13 protein-coding genes are annotated in these 24038 nt (G+C 71.6%); 10 read left to right on the forward strand and 3 right to left on the reverse strand.

The window, feature by feature from the left end:
* Positions 1-919 precede the first annotated feature (919 nt).
* A complete protein-coding gene (locus ACX27O_RS18180; RefSeq protein ID WP_458939774.1) occupies positions 920-2584 on the reverse strand; it encodes a hypothetical protein in 1665 nt (554 codons plus the stop codon).
* A gap of 363 nt (positions 2585-2947) precedes the next feature.
* Here ACX27O_RS18180 and ACX27O_RS18185 point away from each other — a divergent pair, with 363 nt between their 5' ends.
* The gene (locus ACX27O_RS18185; protein WP_458939775.1) at positions 2948-3385 is read left to right on the forward strand and encodes a transposase family protein; all 438 of its coding nucleotides are present in this window, start codon (positions 2948-2950) and stop codon (positions 3383-3385) included.
* Between the two features lie 665 nt (positions 3386-4050).
* Here the strand turns inward: ACX27O_RS18185 and ACX27O_RS18190 are convergent.
* Positions 4051-5154, reverse strand: a complete 1104-nt coding sequence (locus ACX27O_RS18190) for a winged helix DNA-binding domain-containing protein (protein ID WP_358127145.1) — start codon at positions 5152-5154, stop codon at positions 4051-4053.
* Between the two features lie 1167 nt (positions 5155-6321).
* On the opposite strand from ACX27O_RS18190, the gene ACX27O_RS18195 reads away from it, so the two are divergent.
* Positions 6322-6489, forward strand: coding sequence for a nuclear transport factor 2 family protein (locus tag ACX27O_RS18195; RefSeq protein WP_458939905.1), 168 nt, complete (start codon positions 6322-6324; stop codon positions 6487-6489).
* On the opposite strand, the gene ACX27O_RS18200 is transcribed toward ACX27O_RS18195, so the two are convergent.
* Positions 6412-7659, reverse strand: coding sequence for an MFS transporter (locus tag ACX27O_RS18200; protein WP_458939776.1), 1248 nt, complete (start codon positions 7657-7659; stop codon positions 6412-6414). The genes ACX27O_RS18195 and ACX27O_RS18200 overlap by 78 nt on opposite strands.
* A gap of 437 nt (positions 7660-8096) precedes the next feature.
* Between ACX27O_RS18200 and ACX27O_RS18205 the strand changes: the two genes are divergently transcribed.
* The 8 genes from ACX27O_RS18205 to ACX27O_RS18240 all read left to right on the forward strand — a co-directional run bounded on the left by ACX27O_RS18205 (position 8097) and on the right by ACX27O_RS18240 (position 23868).
* Complete coding sequence (locus ACX27O_RS18205; protein ID WP_458939777.1) at positions 8097-8849, forward strand: LuxR C-terminal-related transcriptional regulator; 753 nt, start codon at positions 8097-8099, stop codon at positions 8847-8849.
* A 5-nt stretch (positions 8850-8854) separates the two neighbouring features.
* Positions 8855-9694, forward strand: coding sequence for an aminoglycoside phosphotransferase family protein (locus tag ACX27O_RS18210; protein WP_458939778.1), 840 nt, complete (start codon positions 8855-8857; stop codon positions 9692-9694).
* 164 nt (positions 9695-9858) lie between these two features.
* Positions 9859-13086, forward strand: a complete 3228-nt coding sequence (locus ACX27O_RS18215) for a non-ribosomal peptide synthetase (protein ID WP_458939779.1) — start codon at positions 9859-9861, stop codon at positions 13084-13086.
* A complete protein-coding gene (locus ACX27O_RS18220; protein WP_210864594.1) occupies positions 13079-15334 on the forward strand; it encodes a beta-ketoacyl synthase N-terminal-like domain-containing protein in 2256 nt (751 codons plus the stop codon). The genes ACX27O_RS18215 and ACX27O_RS18220 overlap by 8 nt, the downstream gene beginning before the upstream one ends.
* Positions 15334-15600: a phosphopantetheine-binding protein gene (locus ACX27O_RS18225; RefSeq protein ID WP_458939780.1), complete on the forward strand. Its 267-nt coding sequence runs from the start codon at positions 15334-15336 to the stop codon at positions 15598-15600. The genes ACX27O_RS18220 and ACX27O_RS18225 overlap by 1 nt, the downstream gene beginning before the upstream one ends.
* The gene (locus tag ACX27O_RS18230; RefSeq protein WP_458939781.1) at positions 15600-19004 is read left to right on the forward strand and encodes a non-ribosomal peptide synthetase; all 3405 of its coding nucleotides are present in this window, start codon (positions 15600-15602) and stop codon (positions 19002-19004) included. Before ACX27O_RS18225 ends, ACX27O_RS18230 begins: the two co-directional genes overlap by 1 nt.
* Positions 19001-21883, forward strand: coding sequence for a type I polyketide synthase (locus ACX27O_RS18235; protein ID WP_458939782.1), 2883 nt, complete (start codon positions 19001-19003; stop codon positions 21881-21883). Before ACX27O_RS18230 ends, ACX27O_RS18235 begins: the two co-directional genes overlap by 4 nt.
* Positions 21880-23868: an amino acid adenylation domain-containing protein gene (locus ACX27O_RS18240; protein ID WP_458939783.1), complete on the forward strand. Its 1989-nt coding sequence runs from the start codon at positions 21880-21882 to the stop codon at positions 23866-23868. Before ACX27O_RS18235 ends, ACX27O_RS18240 begins: the two co-directional genes overlap by 4 nt.
* Positions 23869-24038 lie beyond the last annotated feature (170 nt).

Here is a 24038-nt window from a genome sequence, read left to right on the forward strand (position 1 = left end):
CTGTTTCCTGGTGACGGCACGTCCCCGATGGTGGGGGAGCGAGGCGCGGTGGGACCCACCACTGTCATGTCTGCCGGGCCCCCGTTCACCCCCCCCGAAAACCTCCGTCTGCCGATGACAATCAGTGACAAGAAAGCGGTCGGTGTTTGATCGTGTATGTGCAGCTCAACGCCTATTTTTGACAATCAACGACAAGCTCGATTTGGTTACGGACGGCAATAAGGGGTCGTCGGTTCGAATCCGGCCGTCCCGACCGAGTGACCTGAAAGGATGGAGATCCTTCCAGGTGTCGGCGATAACATCCGGTGACGGATGATCTTTGTTGGCGGTAACGGCGTGGATGGTTGGCCGTTGACGTGCCTGCTGCACAACGCTCTGACCTGCCGCTTCATTTGCGTCCTGGATGGAGCGGCAGGTCTGCTCTTGATTGCGCGTCAAGCGCTGCAGACGTCGTCGGCTGTCGCTGCATCGGGCGGCCGGATGAGCCTTCGATTTGCGGCAGGACCGCCAGTTGGCCCCTGGTCCTTGCCGTAGTACTCCAGCCGTACCTGGTGGAGTTGGAGTCTTCGCTGGTAGTGGGCTGGTTTGGCGCGGTATTGGTGTCGGCGTCGCCCTCATGGCCATCGATCTGTGTGGTCGACGGGTCGGTTGGTGGTGATCAGGTGTGCCAGGAGACGTCGGACCTCGCCGAGGGGAGGGGTATGAGGCCGTGATTGGATTCGGCGCCCCGTTTTTGGCGTGGGCGGCGGTGACGGCGAGGTAGGCGTGGGCGCACAGAGCGAGCGTCATGTGGCGGTACCAGCGTCGTATCGACGCCTGGAAGCACTCCTCGATCGCCCGCCGGGTCCCGGTGGTACGGATCAGGTCTTCGTCCTGGATGCCGGCCAGGCCGAAGCCCACGGCGAGGGCACGCCCAACATCACTTCGTGTTGGTGTCGATGGTGTAAACCACGTCTGGCCCGACGTCGTGGCGGGTGATGCCGGGTACGTCGGGGATGTTGAGCAGTGGTTCGTATGGGGTGCCTTGGACCCGGTCGCGCAGCAGGACGACGCTGCGGATGCCGAGCTGGTGCAACTGATCCAAGGCCGGCTGGCTGGGGAAGGTCGTCATGACGTCGCGGATCGCCTGACGGTTGGGTGTGGTGTAGCTGGCCGCACCGTTGACCATGGCGGGAAAACCGTCGGTCGACCACAGTAGGACGTGGAGGTCGATGCCGTCGTTGGATGGCAATACCATGATCGGGGCGTGCGCGGAGGCTAGCGCCATCGCGGCCGGTTTGGCTGGGGTTTGGGGGTGGTCCAGGTCAGGCAGGCCCTCAGCGAGCACGAGGACCAGCAACGGAACGGTCAGTAGCCGTGCCTCTCCCACCGACCATTTCGGCTTGGCGCCCCTGCGAGCCACCTCGGCCAGGTGGGTAACCAGGCCGGCCGCGAGGATGGCCAGGCAGAGAGTGGGCCACAAGATCAACCGGCCTGGTGTACGGGATCCATCGAACCCGGGCACGTAAAGATAGAGCAGGCGGTAGATCGGCCCGTTCGTGCCCAGCGCGAGCAGCACTCCGACGACCGTCCCAAGCAGCAGCAGAAGCCGTTGCGTCGGTGACCAGCGGGACAGGAAGAGGCCGGCGAAGGCCAGTAGATACAGTGCGTACCCGCACAGCAGCACCTTCTCAGTCGGTGCCCCACCAAGAGCGATGCGGGCGTCGTTGTGCAGGGTGCCCCAGGGCAGGGAGGACTGCGGCGCCACGAGAAGTCCGCGCAGTGTCGGAGAGAAGTACGCGACGTAGTCCCAGTCCCGGGTGACAGTTGGGTTGAGCTCGCGGACTTGTTGGTACGCGTAAGCGAAGTATCCGGTCACCGCGGTGAAGACCAGCCCCCCGATCAGATCACTGACGATCAGCCGGAGGCCAAGGCGTGGCCGGTGGATCAGCCAGGCTGTCAGTGTGATCAGGGAGAGGGCGGCGAGGACGTATACGAATCCCAGCCCCACGCCGAAGCCTAGGCTGACCTGCCAGGCCGCGACCAGCCAGCCAGCGAACGCCCATCCCGGCCGGACTCGTTCGGGAAGGTAGCCGCGGGTGAACGAGAGTCCGTGGCCGCGCGCCAGCATCGCCAGGGCCAGAGTGATGCCACCGGTGGAGAGAATATTCAGATGGCCGGCGTGGCCGTAGCGCCAGGGCGCGTAGGCGAGGGCAGCCCCGGCTACCGCGGCGGCGACCTGATTCGCGCCAAGTTGGCGCAGGAGCGCGTAGCCGCCGAGGAAGGCGAGCGCGAAAGCCAGCACGAACAGGATGTTGTAGCGCAGCACGGCGCCGACTACACCGCTGCCTATCAGCCCTGCCGGGGCATAGCCGAGCAGGCTGTCGTTCAGGGCCAGACCGTACTTGTCGGGATAGAAAGCGTTGGTATCCCACAGGCCACGCAGGCCGTGGGTGAGAGCGTGGCCACCCCATCCCACCAGCCATGCTTGGGCCGTCGGGTCACCCGCGTCACCGACGATGGTGTGGGCCGGGTCGGCGATCGGCGCAGTCTTGGCGCCGGCAGTCGTCGCGCGAAGCGCGTACGGCGGAATCAGCCAGATCATCGCGACAGCGAGGAGCACTGAACCGAGGCCCACGATGCTCAGTTCCCGCCGATGGGCCCCACGTGTCAGCCAATTCCTCGTGCCTGAACCGGCATGCGCGAGTCGGCCATTTTTTCCAAGCTCGCTGAGAGTGGCGGCTGATGTGGGGCCTCCTGCCGGTGGCTCTACCTGCGTCATCACATTGACCCTCACTGTTGAACCGCCGCAGTAAATCATGAGCAGGGCGGCGCATAGAGTCAAGACCTCGATCAATGCCGTTCTGGTAGCCAGGACTTACGCTGTTTATCAAGGCGTCTTGTCACGCAGGAGTCGCGATCGGTGTAGCGGCGCATCTCGCCGCTTCCGAAACAGGACAGGCCAGGGTTGCCGCAGGCCCTCGCCCGGGTTCCGGACCCGCGGGACGCCGGCGGCCGGATCCATTCGCTGCCGGGACTGCTCGCGATCGCGATCGCGGCGGTGGTTTCGAGATCGAGCCGCGTCGCGGAGATCGTCGAATGGGCCGCCGACCTGCCGGACGCGGCGTGGGATCGTCTCGGTGCAACCCGCGACGCGTTTACCGTTGCCCGGCGGGTGCCTGACGACAGCACCCTGTCCCGGGTACTGACCGGTATCGACGCCGGCGCCCTCGATACTGCGGTGTGCCGCTGGCTGCTCAGCCGGGCGGTTCTGACCGGGGCCGGCAGGCGAGTGATCGCGGTCGACGGCAAGACACTGCGCGGCAGTGGGCCGACCGGGACCCAGGTGCACCTGCTGACCGCACTAAACCAGGCAGGCGGTGGTCGGGTCGGTGAAGTCGGCTGACGGTTGCGCTGACCGAGGAAGGGCTGCCACAGATTCGGTCAGCACCCATGCCGTGAGGCAGGCGCCACACGGCGGCAGGGCCAGCGGGGGCGAACAGACCTGGCGGGATTCTGTGTGGCACCCCCGTTTACCCCCCCGGAAACCCCCGCCCAATCCTTGACGAAGGGTGACAGGGAGTGATGAGCGCCTGGCGGTGTCTCCGCAGCTCAGCGACCACTTTCGGCAAGCAATGACAAGCTTGGTTCGGTTACTGTTGGCAACAAGGGGTCGTCGGTTCGAATCCGGCCGTCCCGACGCAGGTCAGCGGGTTGATCCGGAAATCGGGTCGACCCTTTCGCCGTTCTGGGGGCCAAGATCAGCCGTACATCAGGCGATGATCGGCCGGCGCTGTCCACGGGGGCCGCCGGCCGAGCCGCATAGCTCCGCCAGGAGGGCGTCCACTGCGGGCCGTTGCGGCGTGCCGCCGAGGGCGCGAGTGACTGCGAAGATGCGTCGCTCGGTGACCGGCTCGACCAGCGCAGGTCAGAGTGGGTGCAGCTTCCTGCGCGAAGGCGTCAGCCTCGGCGCCCCGGTCTCAGGAACGACCCATGACGTGCACGGCTCTTGCCCGCCCCGAGTTGCCGCATTTCGCGGCAGCGTGTCCTCCATTGTCGGCAGTGCGGTCCTCAGGTCGGTGCGGCGAAGCGGATTTCGTGTGACGCTTTGGGGGCGAGTAGGTCCAGCAGCTCGCTGCCCTCGGTGGTCAATGCCTCGCGGTCGGCTGCGGACAGTGGTTCGAATGGGTGCACGGTCAGGGACGCCGCGCCTCGTGCCGTGGCGATCGTCCAGGTTGCTGCGGTGAAGCCGTCGAGGAGTACCAGGCGGGGGACGGGACCGTGCGGGACAAAGTTCTGCTGGCGGAGGCCGTCGGTGACCACCCTGGACCGGTCGTGGTGAGACAGCAGCAGGTTGTCGAAGTCGTACAGGTACCGGGCAGGCGCGCTGACCTGGGGGTCCGGTCGGGGTGCGTCGGGTAGGTCGAACAGTTCGACGCCGTTCTCGTCGCGGAACGTGGCCAGGCGGGGCCGGAGCCGGTCGAGCACCTCCGCCAGCCGGGTGAGACCGCACCAGGTCTGCGCGTCGCGTACGGTCGCCGGGCCGAACGCGGCCAGGTATCGCAGGAGCATCTGGTCGATCGGCTGGTCGGTGCGCAGCGGCGCGCCGACCCACGATTCGAGCGGCGCGTGGACGGTTCGGCCACTGGCGCCCCACACGCCGCGCGGCGGGGTTTGCACGACCGGCAGCAGGTTGCGAACCGCGTAGGCGAGGCTGGCGGGGTTCCGATCTGGCCACCGCTGAGCCAGCAACCGGCCCAGTTCGCCCGGGGTGCGCGGCTGCTCGTCGAGGAGTTCCCGGCCTGCAGCGACGAGTTCTGCGGTATCCAGTCCGCGCATGGACCGGCCGTGTGTGTGGTTGGTGAACAGGTCGCGGTCCAACGCCGGCTGTACGAGCGGGCGTAGCGCCAGCGCGTCGGACGCGCTGACGAGATGGACCGTCGAGCGCATGAGAGCGATCCGCACTACCCGTCCTTGCGTGAGCAGCGCCCCGATGTCCTCGGGTCGGCACTCGGTGAGCCGGGTCCACAGCCCCACGTACCAGGTGTGCGGGGTCTGGGCCTGCAGGCCGACGAGGTGCTCGATGGCCTGCAGCGGAGTGAGGTCGGCGCGGCGCAGGAGCAACTGCCGGTCGAGGGTGGCGCGGTTGAGGGCGCGGCGGGTCAGGGTTTGCACGGGTGGCCTTCCCGGAGGGTTGAGATCAGGGGTACGCGCGGCGGGCGTACCTGCTGGGTGTGGGTCAGTGGAGTTGGCGGACGTAGCCACGGATGTCGCTCACCAGCAGGTCGGGGGCGCCGTGCGCGGCGAAGTGGCTGCCCTTGTCGTCCACGTGCCAGGACACGATGTTCTTGTGGTCCCTTTCGGCGAACCGGGCGGCGACTGGAAGTCCCAGGCGAGGTTCGCCTTTTCGCCGACCCCGACCCGCAGTGCTGGTCACCCTGAAAAAGGGTGGCTCGCCGGCCCGTCCCGCCCTACTTTGCACGTGGATCCTTCTTCTCCGACCCACTCACGGAGGGACTTCACCCCGCGTGACGCCGCCTGCTCTTTAGCCCTGACACCTTCCCCGTGCATCGGTCGCCGACGTCGCCGTCGGCTCCTCTCCCATGCCTTCCGTCAGGTCTTCAGAGGGATCATGTCTACGCATCCTCATATCGTCTCGTCCTGGACCCATCGGCGCACGCCCCCTGCCCTGCTCGCGTACCGCTGCGTCCACTGCCATTCCGGCCTCGTCGGCACCGGCGACGGCAAGTTCCGCGTCAATGCCACCAGCGAGCTTTTCGACATCCTGCTCCTGGGCACCCGCGTTTCCTGCGCCCGCACCAGCACAATCACGGTCCACGATCGCGTCCCGGTCCGTTACCTGGATCCGATCCATCTAGAGGGCTACTCCGGCAACTCCTCTCGCCATGGGCCAGCGCTCGGGCGAAAGTCGAGGTGGCCTTGCCCCGGACTGCATCACACGGCGGCCCGCGCGCGGTCGTTCGTGACCGGGCGCGAGCGAAGATCAGGGCCGGCTCGATACCGGCGACGAAGGTGAACGGGGGGATGCAGGGGAGCCTGTTGCAGAAACGATCCGGACTGCCCTGAGTGGATGCACCTGAAGGGGAGTCCGGACGGGACCGGGGCTTCGCCAGGCCGTACACCTCAACCGCTCCGCCGCGAGGGACCACCCGACGGCGTCGAGTCGGACAAGCACAAGGCTCTCAAGGACCGGCTCGCGACTGTCTCCGACCGGGCCGGCTTCTGGGGGCCCGCTCGTCGACCGGCAAACGGGTTGCGGACGTGCTGGTGCGCGGTGAGGGTGCCCTTCTGCTCGGGCACGAGCCGCAGGTGTCGGGCGTCATGGCCCGGTACGTCCGCTACGCCGACCATCACCGTTGGCAGGACCTCGCCGGGCTCTTCACACCGAACGGCACCTCCCGAACCACCCTCTCAGGTCGTGGAGGCCGGGGCCGTCTCGCGGACCAGCGTGACAGCGCTGTGGTTGGCGGCCGGAATGATCAGCGCTGATGCGACGAGCGCGGCGACGGCGATGCCCAGCCATCCCCAGAAGCCGAAGGCGATGACCAGGCCGGAGAGCGCCGCCGGGCCGATGATGTTCTGCGTGATCACGTGCAGGTCGAACGCACCCAGGTACTCGCCCTGAGCGTGCTCGGGAGCGAGGCCGAACGCGAGCCCCCAACCGGAGGCGGCCTGCATCACCTCGGCCACGGAGAGGATCAGCACGGCGGCGACGATCGCCACGGACGCCAGGACCACGTTGTCGTCGAGCGCGGTCACCGCCAGGACCGCGCAGCCGCCGGCCAGCCAGTAGCCGGAGCGCCGGGCGAGCCGACCGGCGCCGTGCACGGTGTCCGCGCCCCGGCTGGCCCGTACCTGGAACAGGATGACGAACGCGGTGTTGACGATCAGCAGCAGAGGAATCAGGAAGTGCGGCAGGTCGGTGCGGTTGAGCGCCCAGAGCGGCATCGTCACCAGGATGATGCTGACGTGCGAGGCGAGGATCGTCGAGATGCCGATCACCGCGAGGAAGCGTGGGTCGCGGACTGCGGCGAAACGCCTGAAGCCCACCGGTGCGGGACGCGGCGGCACGTCGGGCAGGCGGGTGACGAGGAGCGCGGCGCCGGCCATCAACGCGGCAGTGGTGAGGGGGATCAGCACGAGCAGCCGTTGGCTGAGGGCGGCGACGGCCGCCACGCCGATACCGATGCTGAATCCAATGTTGAACACCGACCGCATCATGGCCTTGAGCTTTACCCGCTCCTCGGCGGGCACGAGGTTGCCGATGAGGGCGCCGTTGGTCGGGCCGGTGCCGTACTCGAGGAAGCCGACGGTGACCACCAGCGCGAAGAAGGCGGTCGCGCTGTCGACGAGGCTGTAGAGCCCGAATCCGACCGCCAGCGCGGCGAACAGGATGACGAGCAGGCGGCGGGCGCCCACCCGGTCGGCGATCACACCGAACAGGACCGACGAGAGGAAGGCGGACAGGCCGGCGGCCGACAGGCCCAGGCCCACCTGCCGGGCGTCGAGTCCGACACGCAGCGTGAAGTAGACGATGCTGCCGCTGAGGAAGACTCCCTTGCCGATGGATTCGGCCAGTCGGATCGCGATCAGCTTCCTGCGGAGCGGGTCGGTCGGTACCAGGCCGGCGACAACGTCCGTCACTCGTGACAAGGGCATGGGTCAATCCTGGCGGCGGCGGTGTCCGGCGGACAGGGCGACAGGTGTAGTGCGTACGGGACGACGTCCCGGATCGGCCGGGAAATTCTCCCGTGGACTCCAGGGGCCGGCGGCACGTCGACCGTCTGTGAACGGTCCGCTGTGGACGGCTTCGTCAGGGCCAAGACGGAAAGTCTGGTTCGGTTTTTCGATGCGTCAAAAGGCTGACCGAGCCCGTTCCCGGGATCACTTCTTGTGTTGTTCTGTTGGCCGTGAGTAGATGTTCATCACGACGCGGGGTCGGCGCTACCGCGGCGTTTCCCCGCGCGACTAAGACACCGCGGGCCGTTCGGACGGGGTGAGGTGGATAGATGGTCAGCGTTGGCTCGGTCTCGGAACTGACTCGGAACATGAGGCGGTGTCCGGAGGAAGTCGCGGCGGAGACACAACCCGACGCGGTGACGGTGGTCCTGGCCGACGCTCAGCCGGTGGTGCGCAGGGGCCTGCACGCCCTGCTGTCGCCGTCGGCTGAGGTCGCCGTGACAGGTGAGGCGGCGTCCGCACGGGAGGCGTTGGCGCTGGCCACCGCCACACGTCCCGACGTGCTCGTTCTCGACGTCGAGCTGCCGGGGTTCCAGGCGGGGGTGACGATCCAGGAGATCAACCGGGTGTCGCCCTCGACAGCGGTGCTGGTCTTCACCGCGGTCGAGGACGAACACGCGATACTCGCGGCCATGTGGGCGGGCGCCCGGGGCTACGTGCTCAAGAGCTGCCCGGGCGACGGCATCGTCCGGACGATCCGGGGCCTCGCGACGGGTGAGGTCATCCTCGGCCCACGGGTGGCCGACAAGCTCATCGGGCAACTGAGCCTGGAGCCCCGCAATCAGCAGCTCTTCCCGGAGCTGACAGCCCGCGAGCGGGAGGTGCTGGAATTGATTGCCTCGGGTATGCGCAACGTGGCGATCGCCGCGAAGCTGAATCTGTCCCCGAAAACGGTCAGCAATCATATTTCCATCATCTTCAGCAAATTGAACGTTTCTGACCGGTACGAGGCGATCGAGGTCGCCCGCCGGGCGCGGTTGGGGCGCCCCGGGCCGCCCGGCTCCCATTCACCAGTGGTGCGTGGTGGCAGCGTTCTGCTGACCGGCAGGCGTGGTGTCGTGGCGCCGGGCGCGGCCGCGTACGCCGGCGTGCGGTCGGTGCGGGGGTGAGCGGGATGAGCCTGGACCTGGACGCGATCGCCAACCGACTGGAGCCACGGTTCGGCCGGGCCGCGCACCGCTGGGTGGGCACGCTGCGCCAGCGGCTCGACGACCTCGTCGAGCAGTGGGAGTTAACTCTCGGTGACCCGCTCAAGTCCGGCAACTCCTCGGTGGTGTTCCGGTGCGTAGGCCCGCTCGGCGACGCGGTGCTCAAGCTGTCCCCGGACAGCTACGCCGTGCGGGAGGAGGTAGACATGCTGCGCCAGTTCGCCTCCAGCGGACGGGTGCCGGCGGTGCGGGAGTCGGCCAAGGGCGCCGTCCTGCTCGAAGCGATCCACCCCGGCACCCTCGTGGAGAAGATGCCGCAGCCGCCCTCACCGCGGGAGTACGCCGCCTTCCTCACCGATCTGCACGGCGCGGGCGACCCGGCTGCCGCTCCCCGTCAACTGGCGGACTGGATCGACGTGCTGTTCAACTCGGCGACGCGCCGGGGCGCCGACCTGAGCGGGTCCAAGCGGCTGCGCGACGACCTTTTCGCGGTGCCCACCGACACCGTGCTGCTGCACGGGGACCTGCACCTCGGCAACGTGCTCAATGGCGGAGGCAGGGGCCTGGTGGCGATCGACCCGATGGCGTGCGCCGGTGACCCCTGCTTCGACGCCGTGGACTACGTGCTGGAGGGTCTGGACCGCGCGGAGATGGTGCGCCGCCGCGACGAGCTGGCGAGCGCCGCCGGCATCGACGTGGGCCGGCTCGACGCCTGGTGCCGGGTGACGGCCCCGATCGGCGCCGCGTACGTCAGCAATCCCTTGCACTCCGCCGAGCTGGCGGCCTTCGGGCGCGGCGAGTACTGACCGGCCGACCACCGCCCCGGTCTGACGGCAACCCGCGTCGGGCCGGGGCCGCGCCGTGCCCGGGGACCGAGTCGACGTGTCGCCGACGCGACCGGGAGCTTTTCCTGGTGGGGCAGGAGAACCTGCTCTGCCGCGCGGGACGTGCCGGGCCGCACGATCGGTGCATGGTTCGTACCGGTCGTGCTTCCTTCGCCCAGGAACGCCTCTATTTCCTCGATCAGCTCCAGCCCGGAAACCCGGCGTACGTGGTGGCCTTCGCGGTGCACCTGCGCGGTGCGCTGCGACCCGAGGCCCTTCGCGCGGCCCTGACCCGGGTGGTCGCCCGGCACGACGCGCTGCGCACCACGTTCGCGGTGGTCGACGGTGTCCTCACCCAGCGGGTGTCGTCGACGCCCGCTGTGGACGTCGACATCACCGCCGACGGGTGGGTCGATCGCGCCACCCAGGAGGCCCACCTGCGGACGCTCGTCGCCGAGCAGGCTCGGCAGCCCTTCGACCTCGCCAACGGGCCGGTGGTACGGGCCTACCTGCGCTCCTGGGGCCCGGACGAGCACGGCCTCGCGGTGCTCGTGCACCACATCGCCTGCGACGGGTGGTCGGTGGGTCTGCTCCTGCGCGACCTGGCCGCCGAGTACGACGCCGCTGTCGACGGGTCGGTGGCCGCCTACGAGGAGCCCGCCGAGTCCTACCTGGCGTACGCCGAACGGCAGCACGAGACGTGGCGACGGGACAGCTCGGGCCTCGACTTCTGGCGTGCGGCGCTGGTCGACGTGCCGCAACTGGCGCTGCCCACCGACTTCCCCCGCCCGAGCGTGCTCGGCACCACCGGCGCGGTGCTGCGCCGCCCGGTCGAGCCGGAACTGGTGCGGCGGCTGGGGGAGTGGGGGCGGGCGCGGGGCGTGACGCTGTTCGCGGTGACGCTCGCCGCGTACGCCTCGGTGCTGTCCCGGTACGCGCGCCAGGACGAGGTGGTGGTCGGCGTTCCGGTGGCGAACCGGATGGATGACGCCGAGGAGCGCCTGGTCGGCTGTCTGGTCAACACGCTGCCGATCCGGCTCGACGTGTCCGGCCGGCCGAGCTTCACCGAGCTGGTGGACCGGGCACGACGGACCAGCATGGCGGCCTTCGCCAATCAGGACGTGCCGTTCGAGCAGATCGTGCGGGCCACCGTGGGGGAGCGGCAGCTCAGCCACGCGCCACTGTTCCAGACCTCGCTGACGGTGCAGAACTTCCCGTTCGCGTTCCCCGAGTTCGCCGGGGTACGGCTGACCGAGGTCGACGTCGAGATCGACGTCACCAAGTTCGACCTGGGCCTGACCCTCGACGTCTCCACCGACGTGCCGTTCCTGCGCGCCGAGTACAGCACCGAGCTGTTCACGGCGGAGACCGTTGGCACGCTGCTCACGCACTACCTGACGTTCCTGCGGTCGATCGTCGACGAGGAGCAGCGGGAGCCGTCCATGGTGGACGAGGCCGAGCGGGCGCTGCTCACCGAGGGGGTGAACCCGCCGCTCGCGTCGGCGCCGGTTACGCACCCGTCGGTGCTGCGTCGCTTTGCCGAGCACGTGGCGGCGACCCCGGACGCGGTGGCCGTACGCCACCGGGACGTCGAGATCACCTACGCCGAGCTGGACCGGTGGGCCGGGCGGATCGCGGCGGGCCTGGCCGACCGCGGTGTTCGCCCCGGCGTCCGGGTGGGGCTGCTGCTCGGCCGTTCACCGGCGGTCGTCGCGGCGATCCTGGGCGTGTGGAAGCTCGGCGGCGTCTACGTGCCGCTGGACCCGGACTACCCGCGCCAGCGCCTCGAACTGATCGCCGCGAACGCCGGGATGGCGGTGCTCGTGGTGGACCCGGAGACCGCAGAGGCGGCCGCGGCGCTCACCCGCGACAGCGGGACGCCCCTGGCCGACGCGCACACCCTCGACGGAATCTCCGTGATCGAGGAGACCTTCCCGGGGCCGGACGACCCGGCGTACGTCATCTACACCTCCGGCTCGACCGGCGTACCCAAGGGGGTCCTGGTCGGGCACGGCGGCCTGGACGCGCTGAACAGCCCGACCCCGGCGGGCCTGGACGTCACGGCCGCCGACGTGTGGCTGGCGGCCAGCTCGTTCTCGTTCGACGCGTCGGTGTGGGAGATGTGGGGCGCGCTGACCACCGGCGCCCGGCTGGTCATCGCCGAGCGGGTCGACCTGGTGGACCGGGAACGGCTGGCCCGGCTGGTGCGTCGCGAGGCCGTCACCGTGCTGTTCCAGACCCCGGGCGCGCTCTACCGGTTGCTGCCGCCGTACCTGCGGGCGCTCGAGGAGGACGAGACCTCCCGCATCCGCTACGTCGTCCTTGGCGGCGAGGCGCTGAGCTGGTCGCGGCTGGCGTCGCTGATCGCCGACGCGCCGGGTCTGCAAACGGTGTTCGTCAACATGTACGGCATCACCGAGGGCACCATCCACGTCACGATCTTCCAGGCGTCGGCCGCCGACGTGCCCCGGGTCCCCGAGGGTGCCATCGGCGTGCCGTTGCCGTCGGCGCGCTGCTACGTCCTCGACGAGGACCTGCGGCCGACCGGCCTCAACGTGCCCGGCGAGCTGTACTGCGGCGGCGCGCTCGTGGCGCACGGCTACCTGGACAACCCGGAGCTGACCGAGGCGCGGTTCCCGCCCGACCCGTACGGCGGCGGGGTCATGTACCGCACCGGCGACGTGGTGAAGTGGGGTCTCGACGGGAGCATGGTGTACCTCGGCCGCAACGACACGCAGGTGCAGGTGCGCGGCTACCGCGTCGAGCTGGCTGAGGTGGAGGGGGCCCTGCTCACCCACGCCGCGGTGCGGTCGTGTGCCGTGGCCGCCGAGGACGACGAACTCGTCGCGTTCGTGGTCCACGGGATCGGCCCGGACGCCGAGCACGACCTGCGGGCGCACCTGCGCGAAACACTGCCGGCGTACATGGTGCCGTCGCGGATCCTGACCGTGGCGACCATCCCGCTCACCGCGCACGGCAAGGTGGACCTTCCCCGCCTGCTGGCCGACAGCCGGGCGGCACGGACGGTCACCGCGCCGTCGCGGCCACCGGCCTCAGTGGTCGGCACCGGGTTGGAGGAACGGATCCGGGCCTGCTGGGTCGAGGTGCTGCGGCGGCCCGACGTCGGGCTGCACGACAACTTCTTCGACCTGGGCGGCCACAGTTTCGCGCTGATCGCGCTCCAGCAGCGGATGTCCGAGGAGGGTCTGGACGTCTCGGTGACCGACCTCTTCCGCTGCGGCACGATCGCCGGCTGCGCGGCGGCGCTCCAGCACACCGCGCCCGTCGTCGCGGACCCCAACGCGGCGCAGCGCCGCCAGGGCCGCGCCCTGCTGGCCGACCGGCGGCGCAGCGTGCGAGCCGGCCGTGGCTGAGCTGGACGACAGCGCTGCGGTGGCGGTGGTCGGCATGGCCATCCGGGTCCCCGGCGCCGAACGCGACCTGGACCGGTTCTGGCGACACGTCCACGACGGCGTCGACGCCGTCAGCGTCTTCACGCCCGAGCAGCTCGTCGGTTGGGGCGTACCCAAGGATCTGGTGGAACGGTCGGGCTTCGTGCCGGCCCGCGCGGTGCTCACCGACGCGGACCGCTTCGACCACCGGCTGTTCAGCTACTCACCGTCGGACAGCGCCCTGATGGACCCCCAGCAGCGGATTCTGCTGGAGTGCGCCTGGGCGGCCCTGGAGCACGCCGGCCACCCGCCGGTCGCCGCCGACGGCAACCGGGTCGGGGTGTACGTCGGCACCGGGCTCAACGTCTACCTGCTGGACAACGTGTGGCCCAACGAGCGCGCGGTCGAGGCGGCCGGTGGCCTGGGCGTGATCATCGGCAGCGACAAGGACTTCGCCGCCACCCGGATCGCCTACAAGCTGAACCTTCAGGGGCCGGCGCTGACAGTGCAGACCGCCTGCTCGACGTCGCTCGTCGCGGTGCACCAGGCGACGCAGGCGCTGCTCACCTACGACGCCGACGTGGCACTGGCCGGCGCGGCCACCGTCGCCCCGCCGACCCGGCGCGGACACCTGCACGAGCCCGGCGGCATCTTCTCCGCCGACGGTCGCTGCCGCGCCTTCGACGCCGCCGCCGACGGGACGGTACCGGGCGACGGAGCGGGCGTGGTGGTGCTCAAGCGCCTCACCGACGCGCTGCGCGACGGCGACACCGTGCACGCGGTGATCCGTGGCTCCGCGGTCAACAACGACGGCGCCCGCAAGGCCGGCTTCACCGCGCCCGGTCCGACCGGTCAGGCCGCCGTCATCGCGGCGGCGTTGGAGGTGGCCGACGTCGACCCGGACACCGTGGGCCTGGTCGAGACGCACGGCACCGGCACCGCGCTCGGCGACCCGATCGAGGTGGCGGCGCTGCGGCAGGTGTTCGACTCCGCCCGGCCCGACCGGGCGCCCTGCGCGCTGGGCGCCGTCAAGTCGGTCGTCGGACACCTGGACACCGCCGCCGGGGTGGTCGGCATGATCAAGACGGTCCTGGCCCTGACGCACCGGACGATTCCTCCGATCGCGCACCTCCGTACGCCCAACCCGGCGATCCGACTGGACGGCTCGGTGTTCGAGCTGCCGACGACCGCCCGACCCTGGGCGCCTGTCGACGGCGTACGCCGCGCCGGGGTGAGCGCCTTCGGTATCGGCGGCACCAACGCCCACGTAGTGCTGGAGGAGGCCCCGCCAATCGCGGCCCGACCCCGCCGGCATGTCCCGCAGCTCGTCCTGGTCTCTGCGAAGACCGCCGCGGTGGCGCAGGAGAGCCTGGACCGGGTCACCGCGTTCGCGGCGGGAACCGCGCCCGGGGACCTGGCCGACCTCGCGTACACACTGCGGACCGGCCGCGCCGAGCTGCCCTGGCGGGCCGCCGTCCTGACCGGCGTGACCGACGGGGTCGCCCGGCTGCGCAAGGTCGACGCGACGGCTCGGGCGCGCGGGGTGGCGCTGCACCTCACCGGGGCCGGTGCGGTGACCGGCAACCGACCCAACTACGACGCCGACCCGGTGTACCGGCGGACCGTCGACGAGGGCGTCGCGCTGCTGCGTGGCCACGACCTGGACGATTCGGTCCGGGAACGCGGCGACCGGCTGCTGGCCTGCGTCGGCCTGACCCGGTCGCTACGCAGCCGGGGCGTCACCCCGCGCGCTCTGGCCGGTGACGGTGTCGGCGCGGTGGCCGCCGCCGTCGTGGCCGGGGTGATGTCGCTCGCGGACGCGCTGGCGCTGCTGCGCGACACCGACGACCCCGGGGTACGCCTGCACCCCGCCGCTCTGCCCCTGCTCATCGACGGGCGGCCCGACGACAGCGCCTTCTGGCGGGCCGCGGCCCTCCGTCCCCCGACGTCGACGCCGCCCCCCGACGTGCCCGACCCGGTGCTCTGGATCGAGGTCGGCACCAGCGTCACCCCGCACCTGGACGCCGACCAGCCGCCGCTTCCCGCCAACCGGCACGCCCGACTGCTGGCGACCGTCGGCGCGCTGTGGCAGCTGGGTCTCACCGACGCCTGGGATCCCGTGCACGACACCGGCCGCCGCCGGCTGCCCGCCCCCACCTACCCCTTCGCGGCCACCCGGCACTACCTGGACGCACCCGGAGCCGACCCGACCACAGAGAGGCGACACTGATGCGCGACGTACACGACCGGACCTGGGTGGCCGAGTTCGAGGAGCTGTGGATGGCGGTTCTCGGCGTCGACACCGTCGACGACGACGACGACTTCTTCGACCTCGGCGGCCATTCGCTCAGCGCGCTGCGGCTGAGCACCCTGATCCGCCAGGAACTCAACCTCGCGGTGATGTTCGGCCACGTGCTGGAGAACCCCCGCTTCGCCGACCTGCGCAAGGTCGCGAGCGAGGTGCCGCTGGAACGTCCGGCGGCGGAGACCGCCTGATGATCGCCCCCGACCTCGCCGCCTGGGCGCCGCTCGCCGCGCGGGTGCTCGGCGGCACCCCCGAACAGGTGAGCGCGGCGGCCGCCACCGAATCGTTCGTCGCTCTGGGCGGCACCTCGCTCCAGGCCATCGCCCTGGTCTCGCTGGGCCAGCGCGAGCTACGGGCGGACGTGGACAGCGCCCGCCTGCTGTCGGCGCTGCCGCTGGCCCAGGCCCTCGCCGGCGCCGTGGACTTCGTCGACACCGCGCCACCCGTCGTCGCGCGGCGGCCGGCAGAGCGGGAGTTGCTTCCGGGGCAGCGGTCCATGCTGGCCGCGCACCTGCTGGAGCGGGACGCGCCGTACCACCTGATGTTCACGGTGGAGGCGGACGGGCCCCTCGACCCGGCCCGGGTCCGGTGGGCGCTGCGCGAGCTGACCACCCGGCACGAGGCGCTGCGGACACACTTCGTGCGCGACCCCCGCCAGGCCCGGATCGTGCTGCCCGCGCCCTACGAGTCGCGTCTACTGCACCAGACGCTGCCCGACGACGACGCGGTACGCGCCGTGCACGACCTGTACGGCCCGGCCGCCGCGCGTCTGCTGCGCCCCTTCGCGCAGCCACCCGTGGTGTTCGTACTGACCCGAACCGGCCGGCGCGACCTGCTCACCATGCTGGTGCACCACACGGTCAGCGACGGCTGGAGCGTCGGACTGTTCGCGCGGGAGTTCGCCGAGTTCTACGCCGGGGACGGCCCGGCCGAGGCGGCCCCGTCGCCGGACTGGGTCGGCACCCGGCTCGCCGCGCAGGAGTCGTCCGGCGCGCTGGAGTCCGCTTTGACCCGGGTCACCGCGCGGCTGGACGGGGCACCGTGGACGGTGACGCTCCCCACCGACCTGCCGCCGGTCGCCGAAGCCGACGGGCGGGGCGCCCGACTGCGCTTCCACCTGGACGAGACGGCGGCGGAGGCGACGACCGGGTTGGCCCGGGAGTGCGGGGTGACCGTCACGTCGGTGGCCCTGGCAGCCTGGGCGTTGACAGTGTCCCGCCGCGCCGGTCTGGACGACCTGGTGCTCGGGGTGCCGGCGGCGGGCCGGTTCGAGGCGGGCATGGACCGCCTGGTGGGCCTCTGCACCCGGGTCGTCCCGGTCCGCTGCGCGGCGACCGACGACAGCACCGTCCGGGAGTTCGTCCGCGGGATCGCCGACGCCCTGGCCGCGGCGGTCGCCGACGCCGACGTGCCGTTCGAGAAGGTCGTCTCCGCGCTGGGCGCCGGCACCGACCCGGGACGGAACCCGCTGGCCCAGCTCGGCTTCGCCGCCCACCACGAGCTGGTGCCCGACGAGCTGGTGGTGGGCGACCGTACCTGGCGGGTGCACGAGAGCCACTGCGGCGGCGCGGTGTTCGACGCCCTGCTCTACCTCCAGTCGTGGTCGGATCGTCCCCGGTTCGCGCTGGAGTATGCGACAGCCCTGCTCACCGCCGCCGACGCCGGGGAACTGGTCGAGTCGTTCCAGGCGGCGGTGCGGGAGCTGGCCGCCGACCCGGACGCGACGGTGCGGGACGTCACCACGCTCTCGGCGGGTCAGCGCGCCCGGTTGCGCGAGCTGGGCTCGGGCGAGACGTACGACACCTCCGACGACGTGTGGCACCGGTTCGCGGCGTACGCGGAGTCGGCGGGCGCGCGGTCCGCGCTCGTCGACGCGCACACCGGGCTGACGCTCACCTACCGTGAGCTGCACGACGCCGCGGTCGAGCAGTCCCGTCTCCTGCACGGCCACGGGGTGCGTGCCGGCGACGCGGTTCTGGTGGAGGTGCCCCGCTCGGCCGCCGAGGCGGTCGCGGTGCTGGGTGTGCTGCGGCTCGGCGCGCACTACGTCGCGGTCGACCGGCACGCCACCGCCGAGTGGCGTACCCATCTGGCGGCGACCGTCGCGGCGCGGGCCCGCCTCGGTGTGGGCGAGCCCTGGCCGGGAGTCGTCGACTGTCCACTCGTCGAGCCGGGAACGCCGGTCGGGGCCGGTGCGGTCGAGGCCGCGCCGAGGGATCCGGCGCGGACCGTGTACGTCTCCTTCACCTCGGGCTCGACCGGGGTGCCCAAGGGCGTCGTCGTGCCGCACCGGGCGGTGCTGCGACTCGCGGACGACCCGGGGATGTTCGTCGACCGGCCGGGCATGCGGATGCTGCGGCTGTCCCCGCTGGCGTTCGACGCGTCCACCCTGGAATTGCTGGTGCCCCTGGCCACCGGCGACACGGTGGTGGTCTTCCCGCCGGAGGACCCGACGCCACGCGGGCTGGCCGACGTCCTGCGCACCGCCGGGGTCACCCACGCCTGGCTCACCTCGGGCGTGTTCCACCTGGTCGCCGACCACCGTCCGGACGCGTTCGTCGGGCTGCGGCAGCTGTTCACCGGCGGGGGAGTGGTGTCACCGCCGCACGTGCGCCAGGTGTTGCGGGCCTGCCGGGGCCTGCGCCTGACCAACGGTTACGGCCCCACCGAGAACACCACCTTCACCACCACGTACTCCGTCGAGCACGCCGACGCGACCCCGGACCCGCTGCCGATCGGCGGCCCGGTGCACGGCACCGACCTGTCCGTCGTGGACGCGTCGGGTCGCCTCGTTCCCCCGGGCGCCTTGGGTGAACTGCTGGCCGGCGGCACCGGCCTGGCCGACGGGTACCTGGGCGACCTGACCAGGACGGACGCCTCCTTCGTGCGACACGACGGGGCACGCCGTTACCGCACCGGCGACCTGGTGCGCTGGGGCGCGGACGGGCAGCTGCGCTTCCTGGGCCGCAACGACCGCCAAGTGAAGATCGCCGGACACCGAGTGGAGCCGGTCGACGTCGAGCGCCGGTTGCGGGCCCAGCCGGGCGTCCGCGACGCCGTGGTGTTCCCCACCGGTGACCCGACGACCGGCGTACGCCTCTGCGCGGCGCTCAAGCCCGACCCGGACGGCCTCGACGTGGCCGCCGTGCGCCGCGCGGTGGAACCCGACCTGGCCCCCTACGCCCGGCCGCAGCAGTGGGTGACGGTGGCGGAGTTCCCGCTGGACCGCAACGGCAAGGTCGACCTGCAGGCGTTGGGAGCGCTGGCCCAACCGGCAGCGCCGCCGGAGACCTCGGCCGCGCTGGCGGACCCGCCGGCCCGGGTTCCCGCCCAGCGCTCGGCGTCGCTGGCCGAGTTCGAGGAGCTGGTGACGGACGCCTGGGTGGAGGCGTTGGGCACCGACGACTTCGACGTCGACGAGGCGTTCTTCGACGTCGGCGGTGAGTCACTGCGCCTGGCGATCGTGCGCCGGCTGCTCCAGGAGCGGCTGGCCGGCCGGACCATCCCGCTCACCGACCTCTACCGATTCCCGACCGTCCAGACGCTGGCCCGGCATCTGCACGCACAGACCGAGAGAGCAGGGGCACCCTCATGAACGACGACATCGCGATCGTCGGCCTGGCCGGTCGGTTCCCCGGCGCCGCCGACGTCTCGGAGTACTGGTCGAACCTGGTCGCCGGGAAGACCACTGTCAGTGCGCTGACCCGGGGCGAGCTGCTGGCCGCCGGGGTGCCCGCCGACCGGCTCGACGACCCGGCGTACGTGCCGGCGCGCGGCGTCCTGGCCGACCCGGACCTGTTCGATGCGGCCTTCTTCGGCATCACTCCGAGGGAGGCGGAGACGATGGACCCGCAGCACCGGCTGCTGATGCAGACGGCGTGGGCCGCGTTGGAGTCGGCGGGGCTCGCCACCGAGCGGCCGTTCGGCCGGGTCGGCGTTTTCGCCGGGGCCGGGTTCAACTACTACGCGCTGCACCACGTGTTCGCCCAGCCCGACGTCGTCGAGTCGCAGGGGCTGCTGTCGGTGGTGCTGGGCAACGAGAAGGACCACCTGGCCGCGAAGATCGCGTACCGGCTGGACCTGGGCGGACCCGCCATCACCGTGCAGACCGCCTGCTCGACGTCGCTGGTGGCGGTGCACCTGGCCTGCCAGAGTCTGCGCGGCGGCGACTCGGACGTCGCGCTCGCCGGTGGCGCCTGCGTGGCCGTGCCGCAGCAGGCCGGGTACCTCTACGAGACGAAGGGCATCATGTCGCCGGACGGCACGTGCCGGCCCTTCGACGCCACGGCCGACGGCACCGTGCCCGGCAACGGGGTCGCCCTGGTGGTGCTCAAACGCGTCGCGGACGCCCGCCGGGACGGGGACACCGTGTACGCGGTGATCAAGGGGTCGGCGGTGAACAACGACGGTGGGATGAAGGTCGGCTACACCGCGCCGGGCATCGCCGGGCAGGTCGACGTGCTGACCCGCGCGTACGCCGCCGCCGCCGTCGACCCGGCGACCGTGGGCTACCTCGAGGCGCACGGCACTGCGACCGAGGTCGGCGACGCCATCGAGCTGGCCGCGCTGACCGAGGTCTTCCGTCGCGGCGAGCGACAGTGCTCGATCGGCTCGGTCAAGGCCAATGTCGGGCACCTCGACGCCGCCGCCGGTGTCGCCGGTCTCATCAAGGCAGCGCTGGCCCTGCACTTCCGGCAGATCCCGCCGCTCGCCGGCCTGAAGCAGGCCCGGCCCGAGCTGCTGGACGGGTCGACACCGTTCATGGTGGACACCGTCGCCCGTCGGTGGGAGGCCGCCGACGGTCCGCGCCGCGCGGCGGTCAGCGCCTTCGGCCTGGGTGGCACCAACGCGCACGTGGTGCTGGAGGAGGCCGACGGCCCGATCCCGCCGGAGCCATCGGCCGCCGACGGCCCCGCCGAGCTGATCGTGCTGTCCGCGCGGACCCCGGAGGCAGTCCGCGAGGCCGCCGATCAGGTGCATGAGTACGTCCGGCAGCGCCCCGACCTGTCCCTGCGGGACGTCGCGGTGACGGCGCAGACGTACCGCCGGCACTTCCCGCACCGGTTGGCGGTGGCCGCACGGGACGTCCCGGCGGCGCTCGCCGGCCTGCGCCGGGCGCGGGTGCGCGCGGCGGTCCGCCGACCCCGGGTGGTCTTCCTGTTCCCCGGGCAGGGCGCCGAGTTTCCCGCCATGGCGCGGGGCCTCTACGACCACTACCCGTCGGCGCGGGCCGACCTCGACCACGGGGCGGAGCTGCTGACCCCGGTCCTCGGGCTGGACCTGCGGGACGTCCTTGTCGACGACGACCCGCACAGTGTCGTGCACCGCACGGACGTCACCCAGCCGGCCCTGGCCCTGTACGAGGTGGCGCTCGGCCGGCTGCTGCTGTCGTGGGGCGTCCGTCCGGCGGCGATGATCGGTCACTCGGTCGGTGAGTTCCCGGCCGCCGCGCTCGCCGGTGAGCTGGCCGACGACGACATGCTGCGCCTGGTCGCCACCCGGGGCCGGCTCATGCAGGACGCCCCGGAGGGTCACCTGCTGGTCGTGCTGGCGGGGCCACGCACCGTGGAGGAACACCTCGCGGGCCTGGACGCCCTCGACATCGCCGCCCGCAACGCGCCGGAGGTCACCGTCGTGGCCGGACCGCCGGCCCCGCTCGCCGCGTTCCGCGAACGCCTGGACGCGGCCGGGGTGCCCTGTCGGGGGCTGCCCGCGCAGCGCGCGTTCCACAGCCGGATGATGACCGACGCGGCCCGGCTGCTCGGCGTGGCGGCCGACCGGGTGCCCCACCGACCCCGCACCCTCCCGGTGGTCAGCAGCGTCGACGGCGCGCTGCTCGGCAGCGGCCAGGCGCGTGCCGAGGGCTACTGGGCGGCACAGTTGCGCAGCCCGGTGCGCTACCACGACGCCCTACTGACCGCGCTGGAGCTGCCCGACCCCGTGCTCGTCGAGGTCGGTCCCGGCACCGCGCTGACCGGCATGGCCCGGCAGACACCGCAGGGGCGGCGGGTGCCCGGGTTCGCCATACAGCCGCGACCGACGCCGCGGGCCGACGCCGCCGATGTCCTCGCCGCACTCGGCGGGCTGTGGACGGCCGGGGTGGCGGTGGACTGGCCGGCGGTGCGCGGCGACACCCCGGCGCGACGGGTGGCGCTGCCCACGTACCCGTTCGCCCGTACCCGCCACTGGCTGGAGGCGACACCGCCACCGGCCCCGGACACCGCCGAACCGTCGCCGCCTCCCGCGGCTACCGGGGAGAGCACGGTGGTGGGCGAGATCGTGGAGCTGTGGGGCCGGTTGCTCGGCTCGCCCGACATCGGGCCGGACACCGACTTCTTCACCGTCGGCGGTGAGTCCCTGCTGTTCATCCGCATGGTCAACCAGGTGCAGCGCCGCTTCGCCGTCCGCATCCCGATGGAGAAACTGTCCGCGCGACCCACGCCGCGCGTCCTGGCCGAGCTGGTGACCGCATGACCGACCCCACCGACCTGGCACACGCCGCAGCAGTGGCGGCCGTGCTCGCCCACCGCCTCTCCGGCGCGACGTCGGTAACGGTGCGCGGCCCGCACGGCGACCACACGCTGCGCGTGCACCCGGACACCACACTGACAGAGGTACGCGCGCAGACGCGGACACCGTCACCCGAGCTGTCCCCGGTGGACGTGGTGCTGGTGACAACCGGCCCACCGGGCGGGGCGGTGGGAACGGTGGGCCCGGTGCCGGTCTGGCTCGCCGGCGACCACTGTCATCCCACCCACCTCCAGGAACGACTGGACACCCTGAGCGGATGGCTCACCGACCATCCCGACCGCCCGGTGCGCGAGGCGTCGCTCGTCGGTCCCCGGGAGCGGGCCACCCTGCTCGGCTTCAACCCCGCGCCGACGCCGGCCCCCCGGACACCCGTGCACGAGGCGATCTGCCGGCAGGCGGAGCGCACCCCGGACGCCGTCGCGCTGCGCGGCGGGGGACGCGACCGCAGCTACCGGGACCTGCTCGACGAGGCAGCGGCGCTGACCGGGCGACTGCGCGCCGAGGGCGTGGGCCCCGGCTCGGTCGTCGCCCTGTGCACCGAGCGGAGCCCGGAGATGGTCGTCGCGGTGCTCGGTGTCCTGCTGGCCGGAGCGGCGTACCTGCCGCTGGACCCGTCCCATCCGAGGGCCCGGCTGGACCTGATGCTCAGCACCGCCGACGCCGCGCTGGCGCTCGCCGACGAGGAGGGACGGGCCGCGCTCGGCACCGGCGGAGCCCCGGCCGTTCCGGTGCGACCACTGGCCGGTGCCGACCTGCCTGCCTTGCCCGTCGACTGGCGTGGCTACCGCGCGCCGGAGGAGGTGGTGGACGGGTTGTCGTACGTCATCTTCACCTCCGGGTCGACCGGGGCGCCGAAGGGTGTGCAGATGACCCATCTGTCGCTGGCCAACCGGCTGGCGTGGATGCAGGAGGAGTACCGCATCGGGCCCGGCGACGTGGTGCTGCAGAAGACGCCGTACACCTTCGACGTGTCGGTGTGGGAACTGCTCTGGGCCTTCCTGGCCGGCGCGACGCTGGTCACGGCCGAGGCCCAGGCGCACCGCGACCCGCAGGAGATGGCCGCCGTCATCGCCCGCGAGGCGGTGACCACAGTGCACTTCGTGCCGTCGATGCTCGCCCTGTTCGTCGAGGAGCCCGGGGTCGCCGCGTGCGCAGCCCTGCGCCGGGTGATCTGTAGCGGGGAGGCCCTGCCGCCGAAGCTCGTCAACAAGCTCACCGCCACCCTGCCGACGGTGCGGGTGGACAACCTGTACGGCCCCACCGAGGCCGCCATCGACGTCACCGCCTGGCCGTGCCGCCGACCCGAACCGGACCCCACCGTCCCGATCGGCAGGCCGATCACCAACGTCACGGCATACGTGCTGGACGACGACGGTGCGCTGGCCCCGCTGGGCGTACCCGGGGAACTGGTGGTCGGCGGTGACTGCCTGGCCCGGGGGTACGCCGGACGGCCCGACCTGACCGCCGAGCGGTTCGGCACCGTGCACGTCGCCGGGCGTCCCCAGCGGGTGTACCGCACCGGCGACCTGGCCTGGTGGTCACCACAGGGGTACCTGAACTACGGTGGGCGCATCGACACACAGGTGAAGATCCGTGGGCAGCGGGTGGAACTCGGCGAGATCGAGTCGGTGCTGAACAGTCACCCGCTCGTCGCGAACAGCGTGGTGCTGCTCCGCGACGACCTGGGTGCGGCCCCGACCCTGGTGGCGTACGTGGTGACCGAGCGGCACGCCGACGCGGGCGACGTGGGCGAGGCGGCGCTGCGGGCGTTCCTGGCCGAGCAGCTTCCCGACCACATGGTGCCGCTGCGCCACGTGGTGCTGCCCGAGTTGCCCGCCACCGCCAACGGCAAGGTCGACCGCAGGGCTCTGCCCGCCCCGCCGGCCCGGGCCCGCCGGCCGGTACGGGTCGGGTCACCCTCGGCGTAGGGCGTCGGGGGCGGAGGAGTCCGCAACAGGTCCGAGGGATGTGGCGACGCGCTGCTCCACGGCCTGTGCGACCTGGACCGCGAGGAAGGAGTATCGCCCAGGTCCAGGAAGTTGTCGGTCTTGCCGGGTCAGGACGGAGTTGGCGTCGCCGATCCGAGGCGAGTTAAGGG

This window comes from Micromonospora sp. SD19 (assembly GCF_054462275.1).